This is a genomic window from Bradyrhizobium sp. Gha (assembly GCF_900113735.1).
Classification (GTDB): Bacteria; Pseudomonadota; Alphaproteobacteria; order Rhizobiales; family Xanthobacteraceae; genus Bradyrhizobium.
Map to the genome: position 1 here is coordinate 1 of NZ_FOQM01000065.1, position 24,278 is coordinate 24,278.

The 24,278-nt window shown below is 63.8% G+C and carries 24 protein-coding genes and 2 pseudogenes; 17 read left to right on the forward strand and 9 right to left on the reverse strand.

Going from position 1 to position 24,278, the window contains the following annotated elements; translation table 11 throughout:
- Positions 1-165: 165 nt before the first annotated feature.
- Entirely contained in the window at positions 166-1,401 is a 1,236-nt protein-coding gene (locus BM222_RS38340; RefSeq protein ID WP_177243731.1) for an ABC transporter substrate-binding protein, read from the reverse strand.
- A gap of 332 nt (positions 1,402-1,733) precedes the next feature.
- A complete protein-coding gene (locus tag BM222_RS38345; RefSeq protein ID WP_092239826.1) occupies positions 1,734-2,660 on the reverse strand; it encodes an alpha/beta hydrolase in 927 nt (308 codons plus the stop codon).
- 1 nt (position 2,661) lies between these two features.
- Between BM222_RS38345 and BM222_RS40720 the strand changes: the two genes are divergently transcribed.
- The gene (locus BM222_RS40720; RefSeq protein WP_143106194.1) at positions 2,662-3,126 is read left to right on the forward strand and encodes a hypothetical protein; all 465 of its coding nucleotides are present in this window, start codon (positions 2,662-2,664) and stop codon (positions 3,124-3,126) included.
- Here BM222_RS40720 and BM222_RS42695 read toward each other — a convergent pair.
- The 4 genes and pseudogenes from BM222_RS42695 to BM222_RS38360 form a co-directional block, all read right to left on the reverse strand.
- Positions 3,083-3,256, reverse strand: a pseudogene (locus tag BM222_RS42695) (ATP-binding protein); the annotation flags it as partial. The gene BM222_RS40720 and the pseudogene BM222_RS42695 sit on opposite strands and share 44 nt — an antisense overlap.
- A gap of 4 nt (positions 3,257-3,260) precedes the next feature.
- Positions 3,261-3,489: pseudogene (locus BM222_RS38350) on the reverse strand (winged helix-turn-helix domain-containing protein); the annotation flags it as partial.
- A gap of 33 nt (positions 3,490-3,522) precedes the next feature.
- Positions 3,523-4,977: a dihydropyrimidinase gene (hydA, locus tag BM222_RS38355; RefSeq protein WP_092239807.1), complete on the reverse strand. Its 1,455-nt coding sequence runs from the start codon at positions 4,975-4,977 to the stop codon at positions 3,523-3,525.
- A gap of 114 nt (positions 4,978-5,091) precedes the next feature.
- The gene (locus BM222_RS38360; protein WP_092239808.1) at positions 5,092-5,700 is read right to left on the reverse strand and encodes a TetR/AcrR family transcriptional regulator; all 609 of its coding nucleotides are present in this window, start codon (positions 5,698-5,700) and stop codon (positions 5,092-5,094) included.
- 102 nt (positions 5,701-5,802) lie between these two features.
- Here BM222_RS38360 and BM222_RS38365 point away from each other — a divergent pair, with 102 nt between their 5' ends.
- The 6 genes from BM222_RS38365 (at position 5,803) to BM222_RS38390 (ending at position 9,996) form a co-directional block, all read left to right on the forward strand.
- Complete coding sequence (locus BM222_RS38365; RefSeq protein WP_092239809.1) at positions 5,803-6,498, forward strand: PspA/IM30 family protein; 696 nt, start codon at positions 5,803-5,805, stop codon at positions 6,496-6,498.
- A 40-nt stretch (positions 6,499-6,538) separates the two neighbouring features.
- Entirely contained in the window at positions 6,539-6,814 is a 276-nt protein-coding gene (locus BM222_RS38370) for a YiaA/YiaB family inner membrane protein (protein WP_092239810.1), read from the forward strand.
- Between the two features lie 203 nt (positions 6,815-7,017).
- Positions 7,018-8,079, forward strand: coding sequence for an amidohydrolase family protein (locus BM222_RS38375; RefSeq protein ID WP_092239811.1), 1,062 nt, complete (start codon positions 7,018-7,020; stop codon positions 8,077-8,079).
- A 14-nt stretch (positions 8,080-8,093) separates the two neighbouring features.
- A complete protein-coding gene (locus BM222_RS38380) occupies positions 8,094-9,206 on the forward strand; it encodes an amidohydrolase family protein (RefSeq protein WP_177243732.1) in 1,113 nt (370 codons plus the stop codon).
- Positions 9,207-9,213: 7 nt separating this feature from the next.
- Entirely contained in the window at positions 9,214-9,627 is a 414-nt protein-coding gene (locus BM222_RS38385; RefSeq protein WP_177243733.1) for a Rieske (2Fe-2S) protein, read from the forward strand.
- 162 nt (positions 9,628-9,789) lie between these two features.
- Complete coding sequence (locus tag BM222_RS38390) at positions 9,790-9,996, forward strand: hypothetical protein (protein WP_092239813.1); 207 nt, start codon at positions 9,790-9,792, stop codon at positions 9,994-9,996.
- A gap of 9 nt (positions 9,997-10,005) precedes the next feature.
- Here BM222_RS38390 and BM222_RS38395 read toward each other — a convergent pair whose 3' ends face one another.
- Positions 10,006-10,851 (reverse strand): SDR family NAD(P)-dependent oxidoreductase, encoded by an 846-nt coding sequence (locus BM222_RS38395; protein WP_092239814.1) that lies wholly within the window; start codon positions 10,849-10,851, stop codon positions 10,006-10,008.
- Positions 10,852-11,036: 185 nt separating this feature from the next.
- On the opposite strand from BM222_RS38395, the gene BM222_RS38400 reads away from it, so the two are divergent.
- From BM222_RS38400 to BM222_RS38415, 4 genes are all read left to right on the forward strand, one after another.
- On the forward strand, positions 11,037-12,533 hold the full coding sequence (locus BM222_RS38400; protein WP_092239815.1) for an aldehyde dehydrogenase family protein: 1,497 nt from the start codon (positions 11,037-11,039) through the stop codon (positions 12,531-12,533).
- Positions 12,534-12,651: 118 nt separating this feature from the next.
- Positions 12,652-13,779, forward strand: coding sequence for an alkene reductase (locus BM222_RS38405; RefSeq protein ID WP_092239816.1), 1,128 nt, complete (start codon positions 12,652-12,654; stop codon positions 13,777-13,779).
- A 174-nt stretch (positions 13,780-13,953) separates the two neighbouring features.
- Entirely contained in the window at positions 13,954-14,457 is a 504-nt protein-coding gene (locus tag BM222_RS38410; protein WP_092239828.1) for a GFA family protein, read from the forward strand.
- 107 nt (positions 14,458-14,564) lie between these two features.
- The gene (locus BM222_RS38415; protein WP_092239817.1) at positions 14,565-16,226 is read left to right on the forward strand and encodes a thiamine pyrophosphate-binding protein; all 1,662 of its coding nucleotides are present in this window, start codon (positions 14,565-14,567) and stop codon (positions 16,224-16,226) included.
- Between the two features lie 149 nt (positions 16,227-16,375).
- Here the strand turns inward: BM222_RS38415 and BM222_RS38420 are convergent, their stop codons facing one another.
- Entirely contained in the window at positions 16,376-17,755 is a 1,380-nt protein-coding gene (locus tag BM222_RS38420) for an LLM class flavin-dependent oxidoreductase (RefSeq protein WP_092239818.1), read from the reverse strand.
- Positions 17,756-17,983: 228 nt separating this feature from the next.
- Between BM222_RS38420 and BM222_RS38425 the strand changes: the two genes are divergently transcribed.
- From BM222_RS38425 to BM222_RS38450, 6 genes are all read left to right on the forward strand, one after another.
- Positions 17,984-19,399 carry a M20 family metallopeptidase gene (locus BM222_RS38425; protein WP_092239819.1) on the forward strand — a complete coding sequence of 472 codons (1,416 nt, stop codon included), beginning with the start codon at positions 17,984-17,986 and terminating at the stop codon, positions 19,397-19,399.
- 56 nt (positions 19,400-19,455) lie between these two features.
- Entirely contained in the window at positions 19,456-20,367 is a 912-nt protein-coding gene (locus tag BM222_RS38430) for an amino acid ABC transporter substrate-binding protein (RefSeq protein ID WP_092239820.1), read from the forward strand.
- A 232-nt stretch (positions 20,368-20,599) separates the two neighbouring features.
- Positions 20,600-21,331 carry an amino acid ABC transporter permease gene (locus BM222_RS38435; protein WP_092239821.1) on the forward strand — a complete coding sequence of 244 codons (732 nt, stop codon included), beginning with the start codon at positions 20,600-20,602 and terminating at the stop codon, positions 21,329-21,331.
- A gap of 4 nt (positions 21,332-21,335) precedes the next feature.
- Entirely contained in the window at positions 21,336-22,028 is a 693-nt protein-coding gene (locus tag BM222_RS38440; RefSeq protein WP_092239822.1) for an amino acid ABC transporter permease, read from the forward strand.
- Between the two features lie 8 nt (positions 22,029-22,036).
- Positions 22,037-22,768, forward strand: a complete 732-nt coding sequence (locus BM222_RS38445) for an amino acid ABC transporter ATP-binding protein (protein ID WP_092239823.1) — start codon at positions 22,037-22,039, stop codon at positions 22,766-22,768.
- 162 nt (positions 22,769-22,930) lie between these two features.
- Entirely contained in the window at positions 22,931-23,791 is an 861-nt protein-coding gene (locus BM222_RS38450) for a D-amino-acid transaminase (RefSeq protein ID WP_092239824.1), read from the forward strand.
- A gap of 162 nt (positions 23,792-23,953) precedes the next feature.
- Here BM222_RS38450 and BM222_RS38455 read toward each other — a convergent pair.
- Positions 23,954-24,278 (reverse strand): transposase (locus BM222_RS38455; RefSeq protein ID WP_502691001.1); only part of this gene is annotated, 325 nt, incomplete at its 5' end.

Genomic DNA, 24,278 nt, shown 5'->3' on the forward strand with positions numbered 1-24,278 from the left:
TCCCGGAACGCTTGCAGACGTCCAGAACCGACTAGAATCAACGCCATGCGCCTTGTCCACAAAATCTAAACCGGACAGCCGTGGGCTCGTCCCGGGCATCCGCGTTCTTTCGTCGGCGCGGAAAGGCGTGGATGGCCGGCACAAGCCCGGCCATGACGAGACACCTCACCTTGCCGCGCCTTCCGTGAACGCCGTCTCGATCACCGCCCCGAACGGCTGCCACGAGCGCCCATCAAATTGTACCAGCCTCATCTGCTTGATCGGCAGATAGCTGTCCGGCGACGTGTTCATCCTGATGTTGGGCAGCGCCACCGATGGGTGATAATTCCGCAGCGACGCCGCCTGGCGCATGATGTTCTCGCGTGAGAAGTCGTCACCGCATTGCTTCAGAACCTGCGTCAGTGTCTCGGCCGCGGCATAGCCGTACAATGCCGCGCTGCTGTTGGCGCTCTCGACCTGATAGAACTTGTCCATGAAGGCGAACCAGTCCTTCATGGCCGGATCGTCCTTCCAGGCGGGATCGCTCGGATCCTTCAGGAAGGCCGCCGAGATCACCCCGGCGGAATTCTCCAGGCCCGCGGGCGCCATCGCGTTGGCGATCGAGGCGGAGGCGTCGTTGACGATGAAGACCGGGTGCCAGTGCAGCGACGCCGCCAGCTGGATCACCTTGGCCGCGGTCGAGGGCACACCGAGAAAGACGAAGATATCCGCATCCGCGCGCTTGAGGATCGAGACGTGCCCCTCGAGATGCTCGTCGGTGATATCGAAGGCGACGTCGACCAGCACCTGGCGGTTCAGGTCGCCGAGCCCCTCCTGGATGCCCTTGTAGAGCATCCGGCCGAACTGGTCGTTCTGCCAGAGAACGACGATCTTCTTCCGGGGATAATAGGCCTGGATGTAATTGGCGTAGATGCGTCCCTCCGACCGGTAGGGCGGTTGCCAGCCCATGGTCCAGGGAAACGCCCTGGCCTGGCTCAGCTCCTCGTCGCCGGAGGCGACGAACAGCTGCGGGATCTTTCTCTCGTTCAGGTACCGGCGCGTGGCAAGATTGCCTGGTGTGCCGAATGAGCCGAACATCAGCTGGACGTTGTCCTTCTCGACGAGGTCGCGGGTCAACTGCAGCGCTGTCGCGGGATCGGAATTGTCGTCGCGGCTGATGAAGCGGATCTTGCGGCCGTTGATGCCGCCGCGATCGTTGATCATGTCGAAATAGGCGGCCTCCGACTTGCCGATCGCGCCGAACTCCGACAGCGGCCCCGAATAAGGCACGATGTTGCCGATGCGGATGTCCTTGTCGGAATCGGGATCGGAGCCGGGTTGCTCTGAACGCTGCTGCGACATCGCCCCCAGCGAAGCGAGCGCGGCGATCAAAACGAACAACAGTCTGCCGGTGACGCGCATGCTCGACACCTCGCCGTTGGCCCCCAACGAAGTCGGCTCGTTCTGCACCAAGGCAATTTGATCTACGTCAAGCGTTTGGCAATCCTGTGGCACCCCCAAGGAAGCGGCAGACGTGTTGACGCGCTGTCGAGAGAGTCGCGGTGTGGTACCCCTCTCCCTAACCCTCCCCCACAAGGGGGGAGGGAACGTACCTTTTGCTTGGCGAATAGCTCGATTCAAAACGCAAGCGATGAGCGCACATCTTGCCGCACGGGCCACTGCGCTCCCTCCCCCCTTGTGGGGGAGGACGGGGGAGAGGGGTAGCCCAGCAAACGGTGCGATTAATCGTCGAGCTACGGCAGCCCGCGCGCCTCCAACTGGTGCACCAGCAGCAGCGTCGGCTCCGCGAGGCTGTCGCCGGAGCCGTCCAAACCGAACGCCGCGGCGATGCCGTCGTGGCTGCGCAGCAGCTTGGTGCGCGGGCAGTGGCCGGCGCCGCAGAGCGTTTTCTTCAGCGTCTCGCCTTGTGCAACGAGATGCGCGGGATCGTTGGCGGCCCAGGCCAGCAAGATCGGCTCCTCGACATTGAGAATACCGGGAAATACCGACCGCTTGTCATATTGAGCGGGATCAGCGCCGAAATAGGCCTTCTCGCTGTCGCTGGCATCCTTACCGGCGCGGTAGATGCCGGAGACCAGCACCACGGCAGCGAGATCGGCGCGGTCGGCCTGCAACTCGGGATGCGCCAAGAGGCTCGCGACATGGAAGGCGCCGGCGCCATAGCCGACTGCGACGATCTCGCGGGCATCGCCGTTGAACAGATCGACATTGCCGTGGATCCACGACAGCGCCGCTGCCACGTCGGTCGCTCCCATCGGCCAGGTCGCCGCCGGCGCCAGGCGATAATTCACGCGCACCCCGATCATGCCGTTGCGCGCGGCGAAGCACATCGCAGCGTCCTGGATGTCGCGGGACAGCTCCGGCGCGCCGCGGTCGCCGGTGAAGGTGTCGCCCGCCACGAACAGCAGCACCGGCCGCGGCGTGTCCGCCTTGGTGGCCTCGCTGGTCGCGACGTCGAGCACATTGGCCTCGCTGTCGCCATAGCGCAGGCCGCGCGCGAAGGTGACCTGCTCGCACAGCCGCGCGACGCCGCCGGCAATGGTGTCGCTATCGGTGAGGCCTGTCAGGACAAGATCGGACGGTGGCCGCACCGGCAAAAGGCCATGCGCAGAAGCCGCGGTCACGGTCAGGAGGAGCAAAAATACGAGACAATTCTTCATCATGGGGTTGCCGGGCCTGACGCACTTCAAATTGGTAAAATTGGCGCGCCGGTTTGGCCTGTCTTTTCAATTTGCCACATTATTTTGTTGGTTTCTCTTGTTGGTCGGTCTTGCGGCGATTTCACGGCACCCTGGCCTGTCCTTTGCTTTAATCCGCCGGCTGGGCGTGCAGCCGGCGCCGCTGCCGTCCTTCCGCCCGATGGCATTGGGTCGATCGTGCAGCTCAGCTTGCTCAGGACTTTTTGCCGTTCGCGCGTCCGTGATGGAACCTGCTGGCGGCTGGTGCGACTTATCCATAGACGCTGGAGTAAAGCGCGAGGCTGTCATGGCAGAGAAGCGTACCGCCGACCCGGCAGAGATCATGCGGGCGACCGGTCATCCTGAGTTGGAATATGCCGCCGGCTGGACCATCGCTGGTCTCGTCACCATCGGCACCATTGTCGCCGCCTGGGTGTTTGCGATCTAGGCGCAGGAAACTGAAGCTCGAAGGCCACGCCCTCCTCGGAGGGCTCGAGCCTGATCGAGCCGCCGTGGCTCGCCATCACCGCACCTGCGATCGCGAGCCCCATTCCGGTGCCGCCCTGGTCGCGGCGCGTCGCATGCCTCTTTCTCGCAGCGGCCGAACTCGAGCCGACGCCTGGATGGTCTCGATGACGTTTTCGCAGGACAGCGCGGCAAGCTTGGCGCGGATATTGCGGATGTGGCTGACGATGGTGCGATCGGAGACCTCGATGTTGCGCTGATAGGCCGCCCGCATCAGCTGCTCGCGGTTGAACACCGAGGTCGGCCGGGTCGGGAACGCGCGGAGATTGCCGAGCTCGATCGCAGAACTTTCGTTTCCGGTCGAGAAGGGGTGCGATCCTTAAGGCGTCACCGCTCCGCGGGCCACCCCGCGCGGGGCGGTCAGCTCTTTCCAGGTCGAGTTGGCGATATGCACCGGCGAGAATGCCGGGCGCTCGACATAGTGCCCATCGCCCGCCTCGGCACGCAGATCGCCGTCCTTCCACACGATGCGACCACGCGAGAGTGTCGCAGCGGCGCCACCGGTGCAGGCGAAGCCCTCGAACACGTTGTAGTCGATCCGGCTCATTTGTCGCTTCGCGCTGATGGTCTTCGTCGCCTTGGGATCCCACACCACGAGATCGGCATCCGAGCCGACCGCGACCGCGCCCTTGCGCGGATAGATGTTCAGGATCCGCGCGATGTTCGCCGAGGTCACCGCAACGAATTCCTCCTTCGTCAGTCGCCCCGTGGCGACGCCGGCGGTCCACAGCAAGGCCAGGCGATCTTCGAGGCCGCCGGTACCGTTGGGAATCTTCCTGAAGTCGCCGAGACCAAAGCGCTTCTGCTCGGTGGTGAAGGCGCAGTGATCGGTCGCGACCACTTGCAGCGAGCCGGATTGAAGGCCGGCCCACAGGCTATCCTGATGCGACTTGTCCCGGAACGGCGGCGACATCACGCGCTGCGCCGAATGATCCCAGTCCTTGTTCTGATATTCGCGGTCATCAAGCAGCAGGTGCTGGATCAGCGGCTCGCCATAGACGCGTTTTCCCGCAGCCCGCGCCCGCGCGATGGCCTCATGCGCCTCACGGCAACTGGTGTGCACGATATAGACAGGCGTGCCTGTCATGTCGGCGATCATGATGGCGCGGTTGGTGGCTTCGCCCTCGACCTCCGGCGGCCGCGAATAGGCATGGCCCTCGGGGCCGGTGACGCCACGCGCGATCAGCGCCTCCTGCATCAGCGCGACGACATCGCCGTTTTCGGCGTGCACCACCGGCATCGCGCCGAGATGGGCGCAGCGCGCGAACGAGTTGTAGAGCTCGTCGTCGTTCACCATCAGCGCGCCCTTGTAGGCCATGAAATGCTTGAAGGTGTTGATGCCGTAGGTTTTGACCACCGTCTCCATCTCGTCATAGATCTGCTTGGACCATGACGTCACCGCCATGTGGAAGCCGTAGTCGGAAGCCGCCTTCTCGGATTTGTGTCGCCATTCCTGATACGCCGCGAGCATCGACTGGCCCGGATCGGGCAGGCAGAAATCCACCACCATGGTGGTGCCGCCCGCCAGCGCCGCCTTCGTGCCGGATTCGAAATCATCGGCGGTGACGGTGCCCATGAACGGCATTTCGAGATGGGTGTGCGGATCGATGCCGCCTGGAATTACGTAGGCGCCGCCGGCGTCGATGATCTCCGCACCCGTTGGAGCCGGGATCGACGCGCCGACCGCGACGATGCTGCCGCCCTCGATCAGCACGTCCGCACGGCGCGAATGATCGTGATTGACGACGGTGCCGCCGCGGATGAGGAGGGTCATGGGAGCTCCGAGAGGAGAGGGGGAGAGGACACGAGGAAGCGGAGGCTAAGCGTCCTGGTCGCGATGCGACAGGCGAAATTTTAGTCAGCCGCCGCTCGCGGCGCGCTCTCGCCTCTACGCAGCCCGCGCGATCAGTCCATCGATCATCGCGCGCACCAGGCCCGCGATTTCCTTGCGCAGCGCTGGCAGCGGCACGGCGACCAGCTTCTGCTCCAGTCCGAGCACCACCATGCCATGCACCGCCGAGAACAGGCTACGGGCGGTGATGCCGAGCTCCTCGGGGCTACGTTTGGGAAACAGCGCGGCGAGCGGCGCATAGATGTGCCGGAACAGCCGCATCTGGTCGTGGATCGACCAGTCGGGAACGATCTTGTCGGCCTCCATACGGTGCTCGAACAGCGCGCGCCAGAGCTCGAGATTTTCCGCGGCGAAATCGCAATAGGCGATGGCAATGCCGACCAGCCTCTCCTGCGGCGAGGGCTCACCGGCTTCTTCCGCGGCGCTGAGCGCGTCGTCCAGTCGATGCAGGGTGCGGGAGCCGACCCGCAGGATCAGCTCGTCGACGTCAGCGACGAGATTGTAGACTGCACCATTCGCGCATCCGATTTCGCGGGCGAGATCGCGGGTTTTCAGGCCCGCCAATCCGCGACTCGCGATCATCCGCTCCGCCGCCAGGATCAGGTCGGCGCGAAGTTTCTCTCGACGTTGCAAGGCCTTAGTCATATGCGATCAAATTTCTTGAGCGTTGCTCATTTTTTTTCTTGAGCGGCGCTCAAGATGTGTTACAAAGCATTTGTGAGCAATGCTCATAACAGGGAGCAGCCAATGTTCAAGACCGTCGTTACACTTTTCCGCGGCAGCGTCGCCGCCGCGGGCGAGGAGCTGGAGGACCGCACGGCCCTGCTGATCCTCGACCAGCAGATGCGCGATGCGGCCGCGGCCGTCGAGCGCAGCAAGCGAACGCTGGCGCTGGCGATCGCGCAGGATCAACAGGAGGGCCGCAGGCTCGAGGCGACCATCGCCCGCATCGCCGATCTCGAGACCCGCGCGGTTGCCGCGCTCGATGGTGGCCGCGAGGATCTCGCCAAGGAGGCCGCCGAGGCCATTGCGGGCCTTGAGGCCGACCGTGACGCGGCGCTGACGGCGCGTGCACTGTTCGCAACCGAGATTGCCCGATTGAAGCGCCATGTCGCGAGCGCGCAGGCCCGGATCACCGAACTCGATCGCGGCCGCCGTGTCGCCCGCGCTTCCGAAGCGGTGCGCTCGCTTCGTCGCGGCGGCATCGAGACGGCGCGCCCTTACGAGTCGACGTTGCCTGAAGCCGAGAGCACGCTGCGGCGTCTGCGCGAGCGGCAGATCGAGGCTCAGGCAGCCGACGATGCGCTAACCGAGCTCGATGCGGCCACCGGCCCGCTCGCCTCTGCCGAGAAACTCGCCGAGCAGGGCTTTGGCCCCCGGATCAAGCCAAACGCGGACGACGTCCTGGCGCGGCTCAAGTCCAAGCGCCCAGCGACTGCCTGATCTCAAACCCACTCATCATCAGAACCAGCAGGAGACGACCATGAACCAGAACGGCCAACCCCACAGCAGCGCCTGGGTGACCTTTAGTTACGCCTCTTTCGCAGCTTCCGCCTTCCTTGTCGCCATCGGCGTCTTCTTCCTGCCGATCGACCTCTGGATGAAGGGCTATCTCAGCATGGGCATCGTGATGCTGATCCAGACCTGCGTCACCTTGACCAAGACCGTGCGTGACAACCACGAGAGCGGCCGCCTCGTGAACCGCATCGAAGACGCCAAGGCTGAGCGGCTGCTGATGGAGGTTTCCAAGGCCGCTTGAGAAGTTGGCTTAACCGATAAGGGGGATCGGCGGAGCATTGCTCCGCCGCGAGAGCCACCGAGCCTCTGTTCCCGCCTGCGAAATGCAAACGAGCCATGACGGATCACGCGGGCGTGCACCCTTGCGCATCAGCGCGGGCAGGGGCACTCTGAGCAGGCGGTGCGCAAAGAACGCCGCCAATAAGATGACGCGAGGAAGCATCCATGGCGGTGACGCGGATCGACTGCGACATCCATCCGGCGGTTGGTGGCACGCGCACGACACTGTTTCCCTATCTCAGCGATCACTGGAAAGAGCAGGTGGTGAGCCGCGCGATCGACGGGCTCGATCTCACCTCCTATCCGCCGAGCATGCCGCTGTCGGGCCGTGCCGACTGGCGACCCGCCAATGGCGCCAAGCCAGGCTCTGATCTCGTCATGGTGCAGAAGGGCGCGTTCGAGCAACTCGGCGCCAGCCACGCCATCGTCAACGTGCTCTACGGCGCGCAGGCCGTGTTCGACGCCTACATGGCGGCCGACTTCTGCAAGGCCATCAACGACTGGATCGCCGCGGAATGGCTGTCGCGCGATCCGCGGCTGCGGGCCTCGATCGTGGTCCCGATGCAGGATCCGGATCTCACGATCGCGGAGATCGAGCGCCGCGCCAGCGATAGTCGCTTCGTCTCCATCCTGGTGCTGGCGCAGGGCGAGACGTTGCTGGGCCGGCGGCATTTCTGGCCGGTCTATCGGCTCGCGGAGAAATACAAGCTGCCGCTCGCGATCCACGCCGGCACGCAGTATCGGCAGGCGCCGAGCTCGGCCGGCTGGCCATCGCACCGCTACGAATACTATTTCGTCGAGGCGCAGGCGTTTCAGGCCCAGATCCTGAGCCTGATCTATGAGGGCGTGTTCGGCAAGTTCCCAGATCTCAAGGTCGTGCTCATGGAATCGGGCGTGAGCTGGCTGCCGGCCTTCATGTGGCGCGCCAACAAGACCTGGCGCGGCGTCCGCGTCGAGGTGCCCTGGGTCGAGCGCGAACCCGCCGCGATCATCCGCGACCATTTTCGCGTCACCATGCAGCCGTTCGATGCGCCCGGGGATGCCCGGAGCGTCGAGGAGATCATCGACCAGATCGGCTCCGAAAAAATGTTCCTGTTCGCGTCCGACTATCCGCACTGGCAATTCGACGGTGACGATCCCATCCCGCCGAACCTGCCGAAGAGCATCATCTCGAAGATGTGCGTCGACAATCCGCTGGAGACATTTCCGCGGTTGAAGCTCAATTAGTTCAGGAGGTTCGTATGAGTGAAATCATCGACCGTCCGTTGCGTGACGACGAGAAGCCCGCCGCATCAAAGCTGCGCATTGTCGATTGCGACGTGCATCCGAGCCTGCATTCGTTCGAGGACCTCAACGCGTTCCTGCCGAAGAGATGGCAGCAGCACTTGAGGGAGTATGGCAGCCATCTGCGCACGCCCTATCTTTTCACCACACCCTATCCGCGGTCATCGCCGCTGATCGCGCGCCGCGATGCCTGGCCGCCGACCGGCGGGCCGCCGGGCTCCGATCTCGCGTTCATGCAGAAGCAGCATCTCGATCCGCTCGATGTCGAGTTCGGCATCTTGCAAGTGCTCGATCTCTTCATCTTCTCGCAGCAGAACCTGGAATTCGGCGCCGCGATCCAGCGCGCCATCAACGACTGGCAACTGGCGTTCTGGTCGCACCGCGATCCGCGCCTGAAGGCCTCGATCCTGGTCGGGCAGGACGGGGTGGACCTCGCCATCGACGAGATCGAGCGTTGCGCCAAAACGGGCGAATACATCCAGATCAACGTCTCGCCGCGCGCCAACGAGCCGCTCGGCCGCCGCCGCTACTGGCCGATCTACGAGCGTGCGCAGGCACTCGACCTGCCGCTCGGCATCCATGTCGGCGGCTATGGCGGCCATGCGCCGACCGGCGGCGGCTGGCCGTCTTATTATGTCGAGGAGCATCAGTCGAACGCGCACACCATCGCAGCTCAACTTGCGAGCCTCGTGATCGAGGGCGTGCCGGAACGGTTTCCGAAGCTGAAGATCGTCTTCATCGAGGGCGGCTTCGGCTGGATTCCCTCGGCGGTGTGGCGCATGGACCAACATTTCGAGCGCTTCCGCAGCGAGGTGCCGCATCTCAAGCGCAGGCCGTCGGAGTATGTCCGTGATCACTTCTGGTTCACGACCCAGCCGATCGACGAGCCCGACGAGGCGCGACATCTGCGCTCGCTGATCGAGTGGGTCGGCATCGATCGTCTGCTGTTCTCGTCGGACTATCCACACTGGGATTTCGACGATCCGCGTTTCGCCTTCAAGACGCCGCTGACCGAGGCCGAGCGGAAGAAGATCTTCAGCACCAATGCCCGCGCGGTCTACAAGTTCTGAGATTGGTATGGCCCGTCACATCGTCGCCACCACCTCCGAGATTCCGCCCGGCGGCAACAAGGTCGTCGAGGTCGACGGGCGCGATATCGTCGTGTTCCACGTCAACGGCGAGTTCTTCGCGCTGTTGAACCGCTGTCCGCACGAGGGCGCGCCGCTGGAGAAAGCGGCTTGCGTGGCGCGGCTGACTTCGTCGGAGCCCGGCGTGTATGAGCGATCACGCGTCGGCGAGATGCTGCGCTGCCCCTGGCACGGTTGGGAGTTCGACATGCGCAACGGCCAGTCCTGGTTCGACCCGAAGCGGTTCAAGATTCGGTCATATCCGGTTGCGGTGGAACGCGGCGAGGATTTGCAGAAGGGGCCGTATGTCGCTGAGACGTTTCCGGTCCATGTCGAAGACTCCTATGTGATTGTCGATGCCTGACATCACATGCCGTCATTCCGGGGCATTCGCGCAGCGAATGAATCCGGAATCTCGAGATTCCGGGTTCGATGCTGCGCATCGCCCCGGGAATGACTGATCATGCATTGAGATTCCAACGCAAGTGCGATATGGCTCTCGCGCTTTCAAAGGCGGAGACGAGCTTTGTCGAAACAATCCCTGCGTGAAGAGGCCGAGCGCCTGATCCGCGAATCGATGGAAAAGAAGACCGTCGTCGTAAAGCAGGGCACCACCCGTATTGAGGCGGTCTGCGGCAAATGCGGCGCGCCAAACCGGGTCCAGGCGGAAAAGGGCCAGAGCCGGGTCAAGTTCGCCTGCAAGAATTGTGGGCACCAGCAAGAGACGCTGTAGGCGTCTCGCCTAGTCCTCGTTCACGAAATTCGCGAACGCCTCCGCATAGTCCGGATGCCAGCGCGACAGCGGTGGGCGGTTTTCGACGATATCGCCGGCGGCCCACAGCATGCGCTTCTCGTCGAGTGCGCGCGGCACGTCGTTGTCGGGGCACAGGATGTAGAAATCGCCGGCCTCAAGCCGCGCAATCATGAAATCCACCGTTTGCTCCGGCGTCCACGCGCTGTCAGGCTTTTCGGTGCGGCCCTTGGCGGTAAGGCCGGTGAACACGAAGCCGGGGATCAGCAGATGCGCGGTGACGTGGCAGCCTTTCGTGTTGCGCAGCTCGTGCTGGAGCGCTTCCGTAAAAGCCTTTACGCCAGCCTTGGAGACGTTGTAGGCGGGATCGCCGGGTGGGGTGGTGATGCCCTGCTTGGAGCCGGTGTTGACGATCAGGCCGGGCCTGCCGCGCGCAATCATGTTGGGCGCGAAGATGCGCGCGACGTTGATGATGCCCCACATGTTGACGCCGATGATCCGCTGCCAACTGTCAGGCTCTTCGAACAGCGTGCTACCCGGCTGGATGCCGGCATTGTTCATCAAAAGGTCGGTGCCGCCGAAATGAGCGCCCACGGCGCGTTCCAGTTCCGTCACGCTGTCGACCCGGCTGACGTCGGTCACTGATGTCATCACCTGTGCCGCGCCCGCAATCGATGACAGTCTTGTTGCGGCTTCGGCCAGCCTGGTCTCGTCGACATCGGCGATGCACACCTTCATCCCGGCGCGCGCAAAGGCCGTTGCCGCGGCGAGACCGATGCCGGATGCGCCGCCGGTGACGACGGCGACGTTGCCCTCGGCGATGACGGGATGTGGCATGGCTGTTCTCCAGGAGTGGATCTTGGTCGAGCTGTAACACGGCATTCGCGCGACCCTGCACAAATCGGCATGGCAGGGCTTGGTTCCACGCCGACTTTACGCGTTTCCGGCGCCCCTGTATCCTCCTCGACTTAACGATCCCGCACAGATCGCAAGCAATAATCACCTGAACAGGGAGTGCAGCCATGGCTGTGTCGCAGGCTATTCCGATCACGCGCCATCCGTTCGCCAACGGGTCCTACAAGCAGATGCTGATCGACGGGAAGTGGGTGGATGCTGTTTCCGGCAAGCGTTTCGAGACTCATAACCCCGCCACTGGCGAGCTGCTCGCAACCGTCGCGGAGGGCGACAAGGAAGACATCGATCGTGCGGTCGCCGCCGCCCGCCGCGCCTTCGAAGGCCCCTGGAGCAAGATCAAGCCGTTCGAGCGGCAGAACCTGCTGCTCAGGCTCGCCGACCTCGTCGAGAAGAATTTCGATGAATTGTCGCAGCTCGACACGCTCGACATGGGCGCGCCGCTCAGCCGCACCCGGGCCTATCGCCTGCGCGCCGTCGGCATGCTGCGCTATTACGCCGGCCAGACCACGGCGATTCACGGCGAGACGATCGAGAACTCGCTGCCCGGCGAGATATTCTCCTACACGCTGAAGGAGCCGATCGGTGTCGTCGGCGCCATCATCCCCTGGAACGGGCCGCTCACCGCGACGATCTGGAAGATTGGCCCGGCGATCGCGACCGGCTGCACCGTGGTGCTCAAGCCGGCCGAAGAGGCGCCGCTGACCTCGCTGCGCATCGCCGAGCTCGCGATGGAAGCCGGCGTTCCGCCTGGTGTCATCAACGTCGTGCCCGGCTATGGCGAAACCGCGGGTGCCGCGCTGGCCTCGCATCATGATGTCGACAAGGTCGCCTTCACCGGCTCGCATGTCACGGGCCAGTCGATCATTCGCGCCTCCGCCGGCAATCTCAAGCGCGTGTCGCTCGAGCTCGGCGGCAAGTCGCCTGATATCGTGTTCGCGGATGCCGATCTCGATGCGGCGGTCCCGGGTGCGGCGATGGCGGTGTTTGCCAATTCGGGCCAGATCTGCAGCGCCGGCACGCGCCTGTTCGTCGAGCAGGCAATCTACGAGGAATTCGTCGGCCGCGTGGCCGAGTTCGGCAAGAAGCTGCAGGTCGGCAACGGCCTCGATCCCAACGTGCAGATCGGCCCGCTGGTCTCCGAGCAGCAGCTCGAGCGCGTCACCGGCTATCTCGACGTCGGCCAGAAGGAGGGCGCACGCGCGCTTGCCGGCGGCGGCCGCGTCACCGAAGGCGCGCTCGCGAAAGGTTTCTTCGTCTCGCCGACGGTGTTCGCCGGCGTCCAGGACAACATGCGGATCGCGCAGGAGGAGATTTTCGGTCCCGTCATCTCCGCGATCGCGTTCAAGGACATGGACGAGCTGGTCAAGCGTGCCAACAACACCACGTTCGGCCTCGGCTCCGGCCTGTGGACGCGTGACGTCAGCAAGGCGCATGCGGTCGCGAAGCGCCTGCGCGCCGGTTCGGTGTGGGTGAATTGCTACCAGGCGATGGACCCGGCCGTGCCGTTCGGCGGCTACAAGATGAGCGGCTATGGCCGCGAGTCCGGCAAGCAGCACGTCGAGGAATATCTCAACGTGAAGGCCGTCTGGATCAAGACGGCGTAAGGCTGTTCTCTCCCGCGTGCCGCGCGAGGGAATATCCGGTTTTCATGGGGCGGCGCCTTTTCCGGTGACCGCCCCTCGCTATATGATCCGCATCCTTTCCGAGATATCCGGGGCTCCCATGAAATTCGAGGCGTTGTTTAGACCGTTGCAGGTCGGTCCGTACAAGCTTGCACATCGCGTCGCGATGGCGCCGCTGACCCGGATGCGGGCGGAGCGCGACAGTTTTGCTCCACGGCCGCTCAACGCCGAATATTACGGCCAGCGCGCGACGGAAGGTGGCCTCATCATCGCCGAGGCGTCGCCGGTCCTTTCACAAGGACGCGGCAACCCGGCGACACCGGGCATCTATTCGGAGGCGCAAGTGTCCGGCTGGCGCAAGGTCGTCGATGCCGTGCATGCCAAGGGCGGCATCATCTTTCTCCAGCTCTGGCATGTCGGCCGCGCCTCGCATTCCTCCTATCATGGCGGCGCAATGCCTGTGTCGGCGTCCGCGATTCCGATCAAGGCCGAAGGCATGAAGGCGATGACCGCCGACGGCAAGCTCGCCGACTACGAGACGCCACGCGCGCTGGAGACCGGCGAGGTCAAGGGCATCGTCGAGGCCTTCCGGCAGGGCGCGAAGAACGCGCTCGCCGCCGGCTTCGACGGCGTCGAGATCCACGGCGCCAACGGCTATCTGCTCGAGCAGTTCCTGCAGTCGCGCAGCAATCAGCGCACCGATCAATATGGCGGCTCGATCGAGAACCGCACGCGCCTGCTAATTGAAGTGACGCAGGCCGCAATCGACGTCTGGGGCGCGAACCGCGTCGGCGTGCGGCTGTCGCCGCACGGCATCGCCAATGATTCCGCCGAGCCTCATCCGATGCCGCTCTACACCCACGTGGTGAGAGCGCTCGACAAGCTCGGTCTCGCTTATCTGCATTTCATCGAGCCGCGCTCGAGCGGCGCGGGCCGCGCCGACGTCCATTGGGAAAACGTGCCCTCCGCCATGGTGCTGTTCCGTCCACACTACAGTGGCGTGCTGATGACGGCGGGTGGTTTTACCGGCGATACCGCGAACGCGGCGATCGCCGAGGGCCATGCCGACATCGTCGCGTTCGGCCGGATCTTCATCTCCAATCCCGATCTGCCGCGGCGTCTCGAGCACGATTGCCCGATTGCGCCATATAACCGCGCGACGTTCTATGGCGGCGAGGAGAAGGGGTATACGGATTATCCTGCCTATGACGAGCTGACGCCGGCGTAGGTCTCTCCGCGTCATTCCGGGGCGACATCGTCGCGCCCGGAATGACGATCTTGATTTGTGGCGCGACCGCCACCACAATTTCCGTCATTGCGAGCGCAGCGAAGCAATCCAGAGTCTTTCAGCGGAGGCAGTCTGGACTGCTTCGCTGCGCTCGCAATGACGACGGAGAAAGACATGGCCAAAGCCGCAGTCGCCGCAGGAACCGCCACGGGCCAATGCCTCTGCGGCAAGGTCACCTTCGAGATCGACGTGCCCGCGCGCTGGGCTTGGCATGATCACTCCTCGGCGAGCCGCCGCGCCCATGGTGCCGCCTACGCCACCTACGTCGGCAGCTGGAAGAAGCGCTTTCGCATTACAGCAGGCAAGACCGCGCTCTCCCGTTACGAGGACAAGGCGACCAGGACTGCGCGCAGCTTCTGCTCGCATTGCGGCACGCCGATCGCCTATGAGCGCCCGCGCGGTCCCCACATGGTCAACATTCCTCGCGCGCTGTTTAAGGAGCGCACCGGGCGCCAGCCGCTCTATCACATCGCGATCGAGGAGCTGCAGGAATGGGCCTATACCGGCGAGCCGCTGGTGCCGCTGAAGGGCTTTCCCGGCGTGGTCTGGCAGCGCTCGAAAAAGAAGAAGCGCGCGGGTGGCGAGGATCCGCTTGCGCTGGGGCGGGAGGAGATGTAGCGCGGCTCCCACGCAACACAGCCATGACCGCGCTTCCTTGCGCGCACGCCGAAATTTCGGCCATCATGCTATCCGTCCTTGCGGCAACGTCCGCTCCTGGAGGAAACATGAAGAACAAGATCACGGGCCGCTCCGCCTTTCTCGCGCTGCTCAAGGACGAAGGCATCACGCATCTGTTCGGCAATCCTGGGACCACCGAACTGCCGATCATGCATGCGCTGAAGGACCATCCTGACCTCACCTATGTGATGGCGATGCAGGAGAGCCTGGTGGTGGCGATCGCGGACGGCTATAGCCGTGCCTCCGGAAAGCTCGTGGCCTGCAACGTCCATGTCGCGCCCGGCCTCGGCAACGCGATGGGCTCGCTCTACAACGCGCAGTTCACGGGTACGCCGATGATCCTCACCGCGGGGCAGCAGGAGCAGGGCCACGGACTGATGGAGCCGGTGCTTTATGGTCCGCTCGTGCGCATGGCCGAGCCGCTGGTGAAATGGGCGGTCGAGGTGACGCGGCTCGAGGACTTGCCGCGCATCGTGCGCCGCGCCGCCAAGGTCGCGATGACGCCGCCGACCGGGCCGGTGTTCATCTCGCTGCCCGGCGACATCCTCAACAGCGAGGCCGGCATCGACCTCGGCCGCTCCACCCGTATCGATGCACGCACCAAACCGTCGGACGAGGCGCTCCGGGCGTTTGCCGCGCGCCTGCTGAAGGCCGAGCGCCCCGTCATCGTCACCATGGACGAGGTGGTCAAGAGCGATGCGTTGAGGGAGGCCGCCGAGCTCGCCGAACTGCTGGGGGCCGCCGCTTACCAGTCCTCGACGCCCTATGGCTCGCACTTCCTGTCGGAGAGCCCGAGCTTCGTCGGCACGCTGGCACGCGTGCAGAAGGTCGCGCGCGATACGCTTGCGCCGTACGATCTCCTGATCGCGCTCGGCGGCGATCCGCTGCGCATGTCCGTCCATAGCGAGGTGGATGCGCTGCCCGATGGACTCGGCATCGTGCAGATCGGCCTTGTCGATTGGGAGATCGCCAAGAACTACGGTGCCGAGATCGCGTTGAAGGCGGATGTGAAGGAAACGCTGCGCGCGCTGATCCCGGTGCTGAAAGAGATGGGCGGTGCGACGCTCGCGAGCCGCGCCGGGCAGCGCCTTGCCGAGCTTGCGCCGAAGAACTGGACCGCGCGCCGCGCGGCGCTGGTCGAGCAGATCGGCAAGAGCGCGGGCCGCTCTCCAATCGATCCGGATTATCTCGTGCTGCAAATGGTCGAGGCGATGCCCGACCATGCCATCCTCGTCGACGAAGGCCTCACCTCCAGCCGCCAGGTCACGGCGCTGCGCCCGCATCGCGACCGCTATGGCTATCACGGCCTCGCCTCGGGCGGCATCGGCTGGGGCCTGCCGGCGTCGGTCGGCGCCAGCATCGCCAACCCGGATCGTCCCGTGGTTTGCTTCTCCGGCGACGGCAGCGCGATGTATTCGATCCAGTCGCTGTGGACCGCGGCGCATCACAAGCTGCCGCTCAACGTCGTCATCGCCAACAACGGCGGCTACCGCATCATCAAGCAGCGGCTGCTCGCCTTCCATGGTGACGATAATTACGTCGGCATGGATTTCGCCGATCCGCTCGTGGATTTCGCCGGTGTCGCGAAGGCGCTGGGCTGTGAGGCGATCAAGATCAGCGATCCCGGCGAGCTGAAGGCGACGCTGTCCTCGGCCTTTGGCCGGTCAGGGACGAAGCTGATCGAGGTGATGGTGGATGGGAAGGTGTAGGGGAGGCTCCATCGACCGTCATTGCGAGGAGCACTTGCGACGAGCAATCCAGACTGCTTCTGCGGACGCATTTCTGGATTGCTTCGCGGAGCCTGTCATCGGGCCTCGCCTCGCGCGGACCCATTGGCTCGCAATGACGTGGAGGGAGCCTACCCCTTCGTCCCCACCCGATACCCCGCCGCCGGATGCGGCGCATCCAGCCTTGCACGGCCGCCACCAAACAGCTTCTCCCGCAGCGTCCCCTGTGCATATTCCTTCTTGTACCGCCCGCGCCTGGTCAACTCCGGCACCAGCATGTCCGAGATATCCTCGAAATCGCCCGGCGAGATCGCAAAGGCAACGTTGAGGCCGTCGACGTCAGTCTTTTCGAACCAGTCCTCGATCTTGTCCGCGACGCTTTCCGGCGTGCCGACCACGACCGGGCCGGCGCCGCCGATACCGACATGCTCGATGACGTCGCGCACGGTCCAGACCCGGTCGGGATCGCCGCGGGTGACGTTGTCCAGTGCGCTGCGGCCCGCATCGTTCTGGACGTGACGGACCTGCTGATCGAGCTCGTAGCCGGAGAAGTCGATGCCGGTCCATCCCGACATCAAGGCGAGCGCGCCTTCCGGATTGATATGCGATCGGTAGTCGGCATATTTCGCCGCAGCCTCGGCTTCGGTGTTGCCGAGGATGATCGTCATCATGTTGAACATGAGGATCTCGGCCGGGTTGCGGCCGAGTGCGGCAGCCTCCTGGCGGATCGCAGCGACGCGCGGTGCAATGATCTTGGCTGACGGTCCCGACATGAACACGCATTCGGCGTGCTTGGCCGCGAACTGCCGGCCGCGCGGCGAGGTGCCGGCCTGATAGAGCACCGGCGTACGCTGCGGCGATGGCTCACTGAGATGGATGGTGTTGTTGATGCGGTAATTCGCACTCTCATGGTTGATGCGATGAACCTTGCTGGGGTCGGTGAAGATGCCGCGCTTGCGATCGCGCAGCACCGCATCATCCTCCCAGCTGCCTTCCCAGAGCTTGTAGACCACCTCCATATATTCGTCGGCGATGTCGTAGCGATCGTCATGCCCGGTCTGCTTGTCCTTGCCGGCGCCGCGCGCGGCGCTGTCGAGATAGCCGGTGACGACGTTCCAGCCGATCCGGCCCTCGGTGAGATGATCGAGCGTCGACATCCGCCGGGCGAACGGATAGGGCGGCTCGAAGGAGAGATTGCTGGTGACGCCGAAGCCGAGATTTTTCGTCACCGCCGCCATCGCCGAAAGCAGCAGCAGCGGTTCGTTCGACGGCGTCTGTGCAGCATTGCGCAAGGCTGCGTCAGGGCTGCTGCCATAGACGTCATAGACGCCGAGCACGTCGGCCAGGAATAGGCCGTCGAAACGGCCCCGTTCCAGCGTCCTGGCGAGATCGATCCAGTAGGGCAGGCGGTTATATTCGGCGGTGCGGTCGCGCGGATGGGTCCACAGGCCCGGCGACTGGTGCGCGACGCAATTCATCGCAAATGCGTTGAGCCTGATCTGCTTGGCCATGCTGGTCCCTCGGCGCCCTGTACTGAGCGCTCTTCGAATGATAAACGTGCGCCCGAAACTGGCGACGTTCTTGCATATCACTTGCGCTTGGCAAGGCCAAAATCGGCGGCACATCTGCACTTGGCAAGCCAGGCTCGAGAGGGCAAGAAAGAAATCGCCGGTCCCCGCCACTTTCGAGCGCCCGCGTAGTCCGCTACGTTGCCTCGTTCCATCATTGAAGCGATACGAATGAGCAGAGCCGACGCCATCGCCCGCGCCCGGGACGACTTCAAATCCGGTGCGTTCCTCGCCGAACTCGACCGCCGCGTCGGCTTCAAGACCGAAAGCCAGAATCCGTCGCGCGGCGCCGAGCTGCGCGCCTATCTGGAACAGGAGATGATGCCCTCCTTCGCCGCGCTCGATTTCACCAGCCGTCTGGTCGAATCCCCGAGCGGCAAGTCGCCGTTCCTGTTTGCCGAGCATCACGAGAATGCGTCAGCCCCGACCGTGCTGGTCTACGGCCATGGCGACGTCGTCGATGGCATGGAAGGCGAGTGGCGCGACGGCCGCGATCCCTGGCGCACGACGACGTCAGGCATTCGCCTCTATGGCCGCGGCACCGCCGACAACAAGGGCCAGCACAGCATCAACATGGCCGCGCTCCGCGCGGTGCGGCAGGCGCGTGGCGGCAAGCTCGGTTTCAATGCGAAATTCATCATCGAGATGGGCGAGGAGATCGGCTCGCCTGATCTTGCCAAGGTCTGCGACCTCAACCGCGACGCGCTCGAGGCCGATTTGTTCATGGCCTCCGATGGGCCGCGGCTGTCGGCGGATCGGCCGACCCTGTTCCTGGGCTGCCGCGGCGGCATCCGCATTCATCTCGATGTAAACCTGCGAGACGGCGGCCATCATTCCGGCAATTGGGGTGGCGTGCTCGCCAACCCTGCGACCATCCTGGTCAATGCGATTTCAACGCTGGTCGACGGCCACGGCCGGCTCCAGCTCGAGGCGCTGAAGCCGCCGCGACTGACCAACCAGATCCGCAGTTATCTAGCCGATGTGCAGGTCGTCCCGACGGAGGACGAGCCACAGCTTGCGGAGAACTGGGGCGAGGACGGCCTGTCCGCGGCCGAGCGGCTCTATGCCTGGAACACGTTGGAAGTGCTGGCGATGTCCTCGGGCAACATCGAGAAGCCGGCCAACGCCATTCCCGGCCATGCCAATGCCGTGCTGCAACTGCGTTTCGTGGTGGGCACCAAGGTCGATGGCCTGATCGATGCCGTCCGCGCGCACCTCGTCGCAAGGGGCTTTCCGATGGTCGAGGTGCGGGCGGCCCAGAGCTTTGCCGCCTCCCGCACCGATTTCGACAGCCCGTGGATCAAATGGGCGGCTGAATCAGTGCAGAACACCACCGGCAAGGCACCGGCGGTGCTGCCAAACTTCGGCGGCTCGCTGCCGAACGACGTGTTTTCCGAAGTCCTGGGTCTGCCGACGATCTGGGTCCCGCATTCCTATCCCGGCTGCTCCCAGCATGCGCCCAATGAGCACATCCTGCTGCCATTGACCGAAGAGGCCTTGACGGTGATGGCGGGGCTGTTCTGGGATCTCGGCGAATTACCCAGGCCACTCGTCTCAGCCGGCATCCAGCCGAAAGTCACATTCTAATCCGGCCTGATTTGTGCTTGCATCTCGCCGCATCATCCTGAAAGGGGAACAAAAAAGTGAAACATTTCCGTAGCATCGGGCTCGCGCTCGCCGCGACCTTCGCCGTCAGCCAGGCAGGGGCCGAGGAGCTGACCGGCACGCTCAAGAACATCAAGGACACCGGCGCCATCACGCTCGGCTTCCGCGACTCCTCGATCCCGTTCTCCTATCTCGACGACAACCAGAAGCCCGTCGGGTTCGCGATGGACATCTGCTACAAGATCGTCGATGCCGTGAAGAAGGAGCTCAAGCTCGACAAGCTCGAGGTGAAGCTCAATCCCGTCACCTCGGCGACGCGTATTCCGCTGATGGCGAACGGCACCATCGACCTCGAATGCGGCTCGACCACCAACAATGCCGAGCGCCAGAAGCAGGTCGCCTTCACCAACACCCACTTCCTGACCGCCAGCCGCTACGTCTTCAAGAAGTCGAGCGGGCTGAAGTCGATCGACGACCTCAAAGGCAAGACGGTGGTCTCCACCGCCGGCACCACCAACATCAAGCAGCTGACCGAAGCCAATGTCGAGAAGAAGCTCGGCGCCAACATCATCCCGGCCAAGGACCACGCCGAAGCCTTCCTGATGGTGGAGACCGACCGTGCGGTCGCCTTCGTCATGGACGACATCTTGCTCGCGAGCCTCGTTGCCGGCTCGAAGTCGCCGTCCGACTACGTCATCTCGAAGGACGCGTTCTCCAAGCCCGAGCCCTACGGCATCATGCTGCGCAAGGATGACGCGCCGTTCAAGAAGGTGGTCGATGCGGCGACCGCTGCGCTCTACACCTCCGGCGAGGGCGAGAAGATCTACGACAAGTGGTTCATGCAGAAGATCCCGCCGAAGGGGCTGAACCTCAACACCCCGATGTCGGAGGAGCTGAAGCACGAGTTCGCCAAGCCCTCGGACTCGCCGAATCCGGACGACTACAAGTAAGATGCCGTTTGCCTCTCCCCGCGTGCGGGGAGAGGCCGGACATCAAGCGCAGCTTGAATTCCGGGTGACGGGGCTTTCCACGAGTCCGACTATCTCGCGGAGCGCCCCCTCACCCTAACCCTCTCTCCGTAAGCGGGGAGAGGGAAGACATCGGCCTTTCTGGAGAGAAGTGGTCGGACATTTGCATGGAAGCCCAACGACCATCTGAAGGGCGCGTTCGCGCGGGGGACACGTGAACTACCATTGGAACTGGGGAATTTTTTTCCAGCCGAACCCGATGGGGACCGGCACCTATCTCGACCTGTTGTTGTCGGGACTGGAGCTGACTCTCGAAACCGGGGCGCTGGCTTGGATCATCGCGCTCGTCACCGGCTCGGTGGTGGGCGTGATGCGCACGCTGCCGTCGAGGTCGGCCTCCTGGTTCGGCTTCGCTTACGTCGAATTCTTCCGCAACATGCCGCTGCTGGTGCAGCTGTTCCTGTGGTTCTTCGTGCTGCCGGAGCTGCTGCCGAAGTCGGCCGGCCTCTGGCTCAAGCAATTGCCGAATGCGCCGTTCTGGACCGCGGCGATCGGCATCGGCTTCTTCATGTCGGCGCGCGTCGCGGTCCAATTGCAGGCCGGCATCGGCTCGCTGCCGCGCGGGCAGAAGATGGCCGCCACTGCGCTCGGGCTGACGACGGTGCAGGCCTATCGCTACGTGTTGTTGCCGATGGCGTTTCGCATCATCTTGCCGCCGCTCACCTCCGAGTTCCTCAACACCATCAAGAACACGGCGGTTGCCATCACCATCGGCCTGCTCGAGTTGACCGGACAGGCGCGCTCGATGCAGGAATTCTCGTTCCAGGTGTTCGAGGCCTTCACCGCCGCGACGCTTCTGTATCTCCTCGTCAACGCCGTCGTCGTGACCGCGATGCGCTTCCTCGAGCGCTACGTCGCGATCCCCGGCTACATCACGGGGAAATAGCGCGATGTTCAGCAATTTCGATTTCAATGTCATCATCCGCGCGCTGCCCTATTTGTTCTATGAGGGCATGAGCTTCACAATATTGTTGACGGCGCTGTCCGCGCTTGGCGGCCTGGTTTTCGGCACGGCGCTCGCGCTGATGCGGCTGTCGGGCTACAAGATCCTCGGGCGGATCGCCGGCCTCTATGTCGATTTCATGCGCTCGCTGCCGCTGGTCCTGGTGATCTTCTGGTTCTACTTCCTGGTGCCCTATATCGGACAGTGGCTGACCGGCGCCTCGCGGCCGATCAGCGTCGGTGCGTTCGCGTCCTCGCTCGTCACCTTCATCATGTTCGAGGCCGCCTATTTCTCCGAGATCATGCGCGCCGGCATCCAGTCGATCTCGCGGGGACAGCCGGCTGCGGCCAGCGCGCTCGGCCTGACTTACGCGCAAACCATGCGCTACGTCGTGCTGCCGCAGGCGTTCCGCAACATGCTGCCGGTGCTGATCACGCAAACCATCGTGCTGTTTCAGGACACCTCGCTGGTCTACGTGCTGTCGATCACCGATTTCCTCGGCGCTGCCAGCAAGGTAGCTCAGCGTGATGGCCGTCTGGTCGAGATGTATCTGTTTGCTGCCGTCGTCTACTTCACCATTTCCTGTATCGCGTCCTACGGCGTCCGCCGCCTGCAGTCGCGCATCGCCATCCTTCGCTAGGGCCCGTCATGATCGAAATCAGCCACGTCGATAAATGGTACAGCCCGACCTTCCAGGTGCTGACCGATTGCACCACCAGCGTCGCCAAGGGCGAGGTGGTGGTGGTGTGCGGCCCGTCCGGTTCGGGCAAGTCGACGCTCATCAAATGCGTCAACGCACTGGAGCCGTTCCAGAAGGGCGACATCAGCATCGACGGGATCAAGGTCAACGATCCCAAGACCGATCTGCCGAAGCTGCGTTCGCGCGTCGGCATGGTGTTCCAGCATTTCGAGCTGTTTCCGCATCTGAAAATCATCGACAATCTCTGCCTGGCCCAGGAGAAGGTGCTGGGCCGCGCGCACGACAAGGCGATGACCAAAGGCATGGCCCTGCTCGATCGCGTCGGCCTGAAGGAGCATGCGAAGAAATTTCCAGCGCAGCTCTCCGGCGGCCAGCAGCAGCGCGTCGCCATTGCGCGCGCTCTCGCCATGGATCCGATCGCGATGCTGTTCGACGAGCCGACCTCGGCGCTCGATCCTGAAATGATCAGCGAGGTCCTCGACGTCATGGTCGATCTCGCCCGTGAAGGCATGACCATGATGGTCGTGACCCACGAGATGGGCTTTGCCCGCAAGGTCGCCAATCGCGTGATCTTCATGGACCGCGGCGAGATCGTCGAGGACGCGCTGAAGGACGACTTCTTCGGCAAGCCCCGCAGCGACCGCGCACAGAAGTTCTTGTCCAAGATCTTGTCGCACTGACTTTCTCCGTCATTCCGGGGCGATGCGAAGCATCGAACCCGGAATCTCGAGATTCCGGGCTCATTCGCTACGCGAATGCCCCGGAATGACGAATCATGGGTGCTTGCTCCGCTCATTTCGCGTATAAGCGCGCCAACCCCCCTTCCTCCCGGGAGACCCGCCTTGGACTCGATCGCCTACGTCAACGGCTCATTCGTCCCGCTTTCGGACGCGAAAATCTCGGTGCTCGACCGCGGCTTTCTGTTTGCCGACGGCATCTACGAGGTTTCGGCCGTGCTCGACGGCAAGCTGGTGGACAACGCCTCGCATCTGGCGCGGCTGGAGCGTTCGGTCGGCGAGATCAAGCTGAAGTTGCCGGAGACGGTCGAGCGCATCACCGAGCTGCAGAAGGAGCTGATTGCCCGCAACAAGCTGGTGAGCGGCCTCGTCTATCTCCAGGTCACGCGCGGCGCCGACAAGGGCCGTGATTTCGCCTTCCCCAAGGGCGAAATCGTATCGAGCCTGGTGATGTTCACCTCCGAAAAGGACATCATCAACTCAGAATCTGCGAAGACCGGCATCAACGTCATCACCGTGCCCGACATCCGCTGGGAACGCCGTGACATCAAGAGCGTAGCGCTGCTGGCGCAAGTGCTGGCAAAGCAGGCCGCGGCGGAAGCCGGCGCCGGCGAAGCCTGGATGCTGGAAGACGGTTATGTCACCGAAGGCGGCTCGTCGTCGGCCTTCATCCTCACCAAGGATGACGTCATCGTCACCCGCAAGAACTCCAATGCGATCCTGCCGGGCTGCACCCGCAAGGCGGTCGTCGCTCTCGCCGAAGAGCGCCAGCTCCGCGTCGAGGAACGCTCTTTCACGGTCGAGGAAGCGCTGGCCGCCAAGGAAGCCTTCGCCACCTCAGCCTCGTTGTTCGTGCAGCCCGTGGTCGCGATCGACGGCAAGAAGGTTGGCGACGGCAAGCCCGGCCCCATGGCCAGGCGGCTGCGCGAGATCTATGTGGAGTTCGCCAAGGCGACGGCGGTTTAGGCAAGGAGCCGCCAGCCATACCCTACGCCGTCATCGCCCGGCCAGTGCGCAATTGCGCACTAGGACCGGGCGATCCAGTATTCCAGAGACGGTTGTGATTGAATCGATAGGCTGCGGCGTACTGGATGCCCCGGTCAAGCCCACGGCTGTCCGGTTGAGCGCTTAGCATAGACTGAGGCTCATCTGTCTGTGATCTTGAAGGACTGGCTCGGGCGCGTCCAGATTTTGGATCGATCTGCGGTGCATGAGATTGGTGCGGACGAGCCTGGCGAAGACGAGCGGGCTCTGAACGGCTTTTTGGGCGGCCTGGGCCAGGCGCAGCAGCAGAAAGGCGATCAGGGCGACGGAGATCTGGATTCGCACGGCATTCTCGGAGGTGCCCACGAAGCGGGTGATCTTGAGGGTCTGCTTGACCCAGCGAAAGAACAACTCGATGGCCCATCGCCGGCGATAGAGCCCGGCAATGTCCTCGGCGGAGGCATCCAAG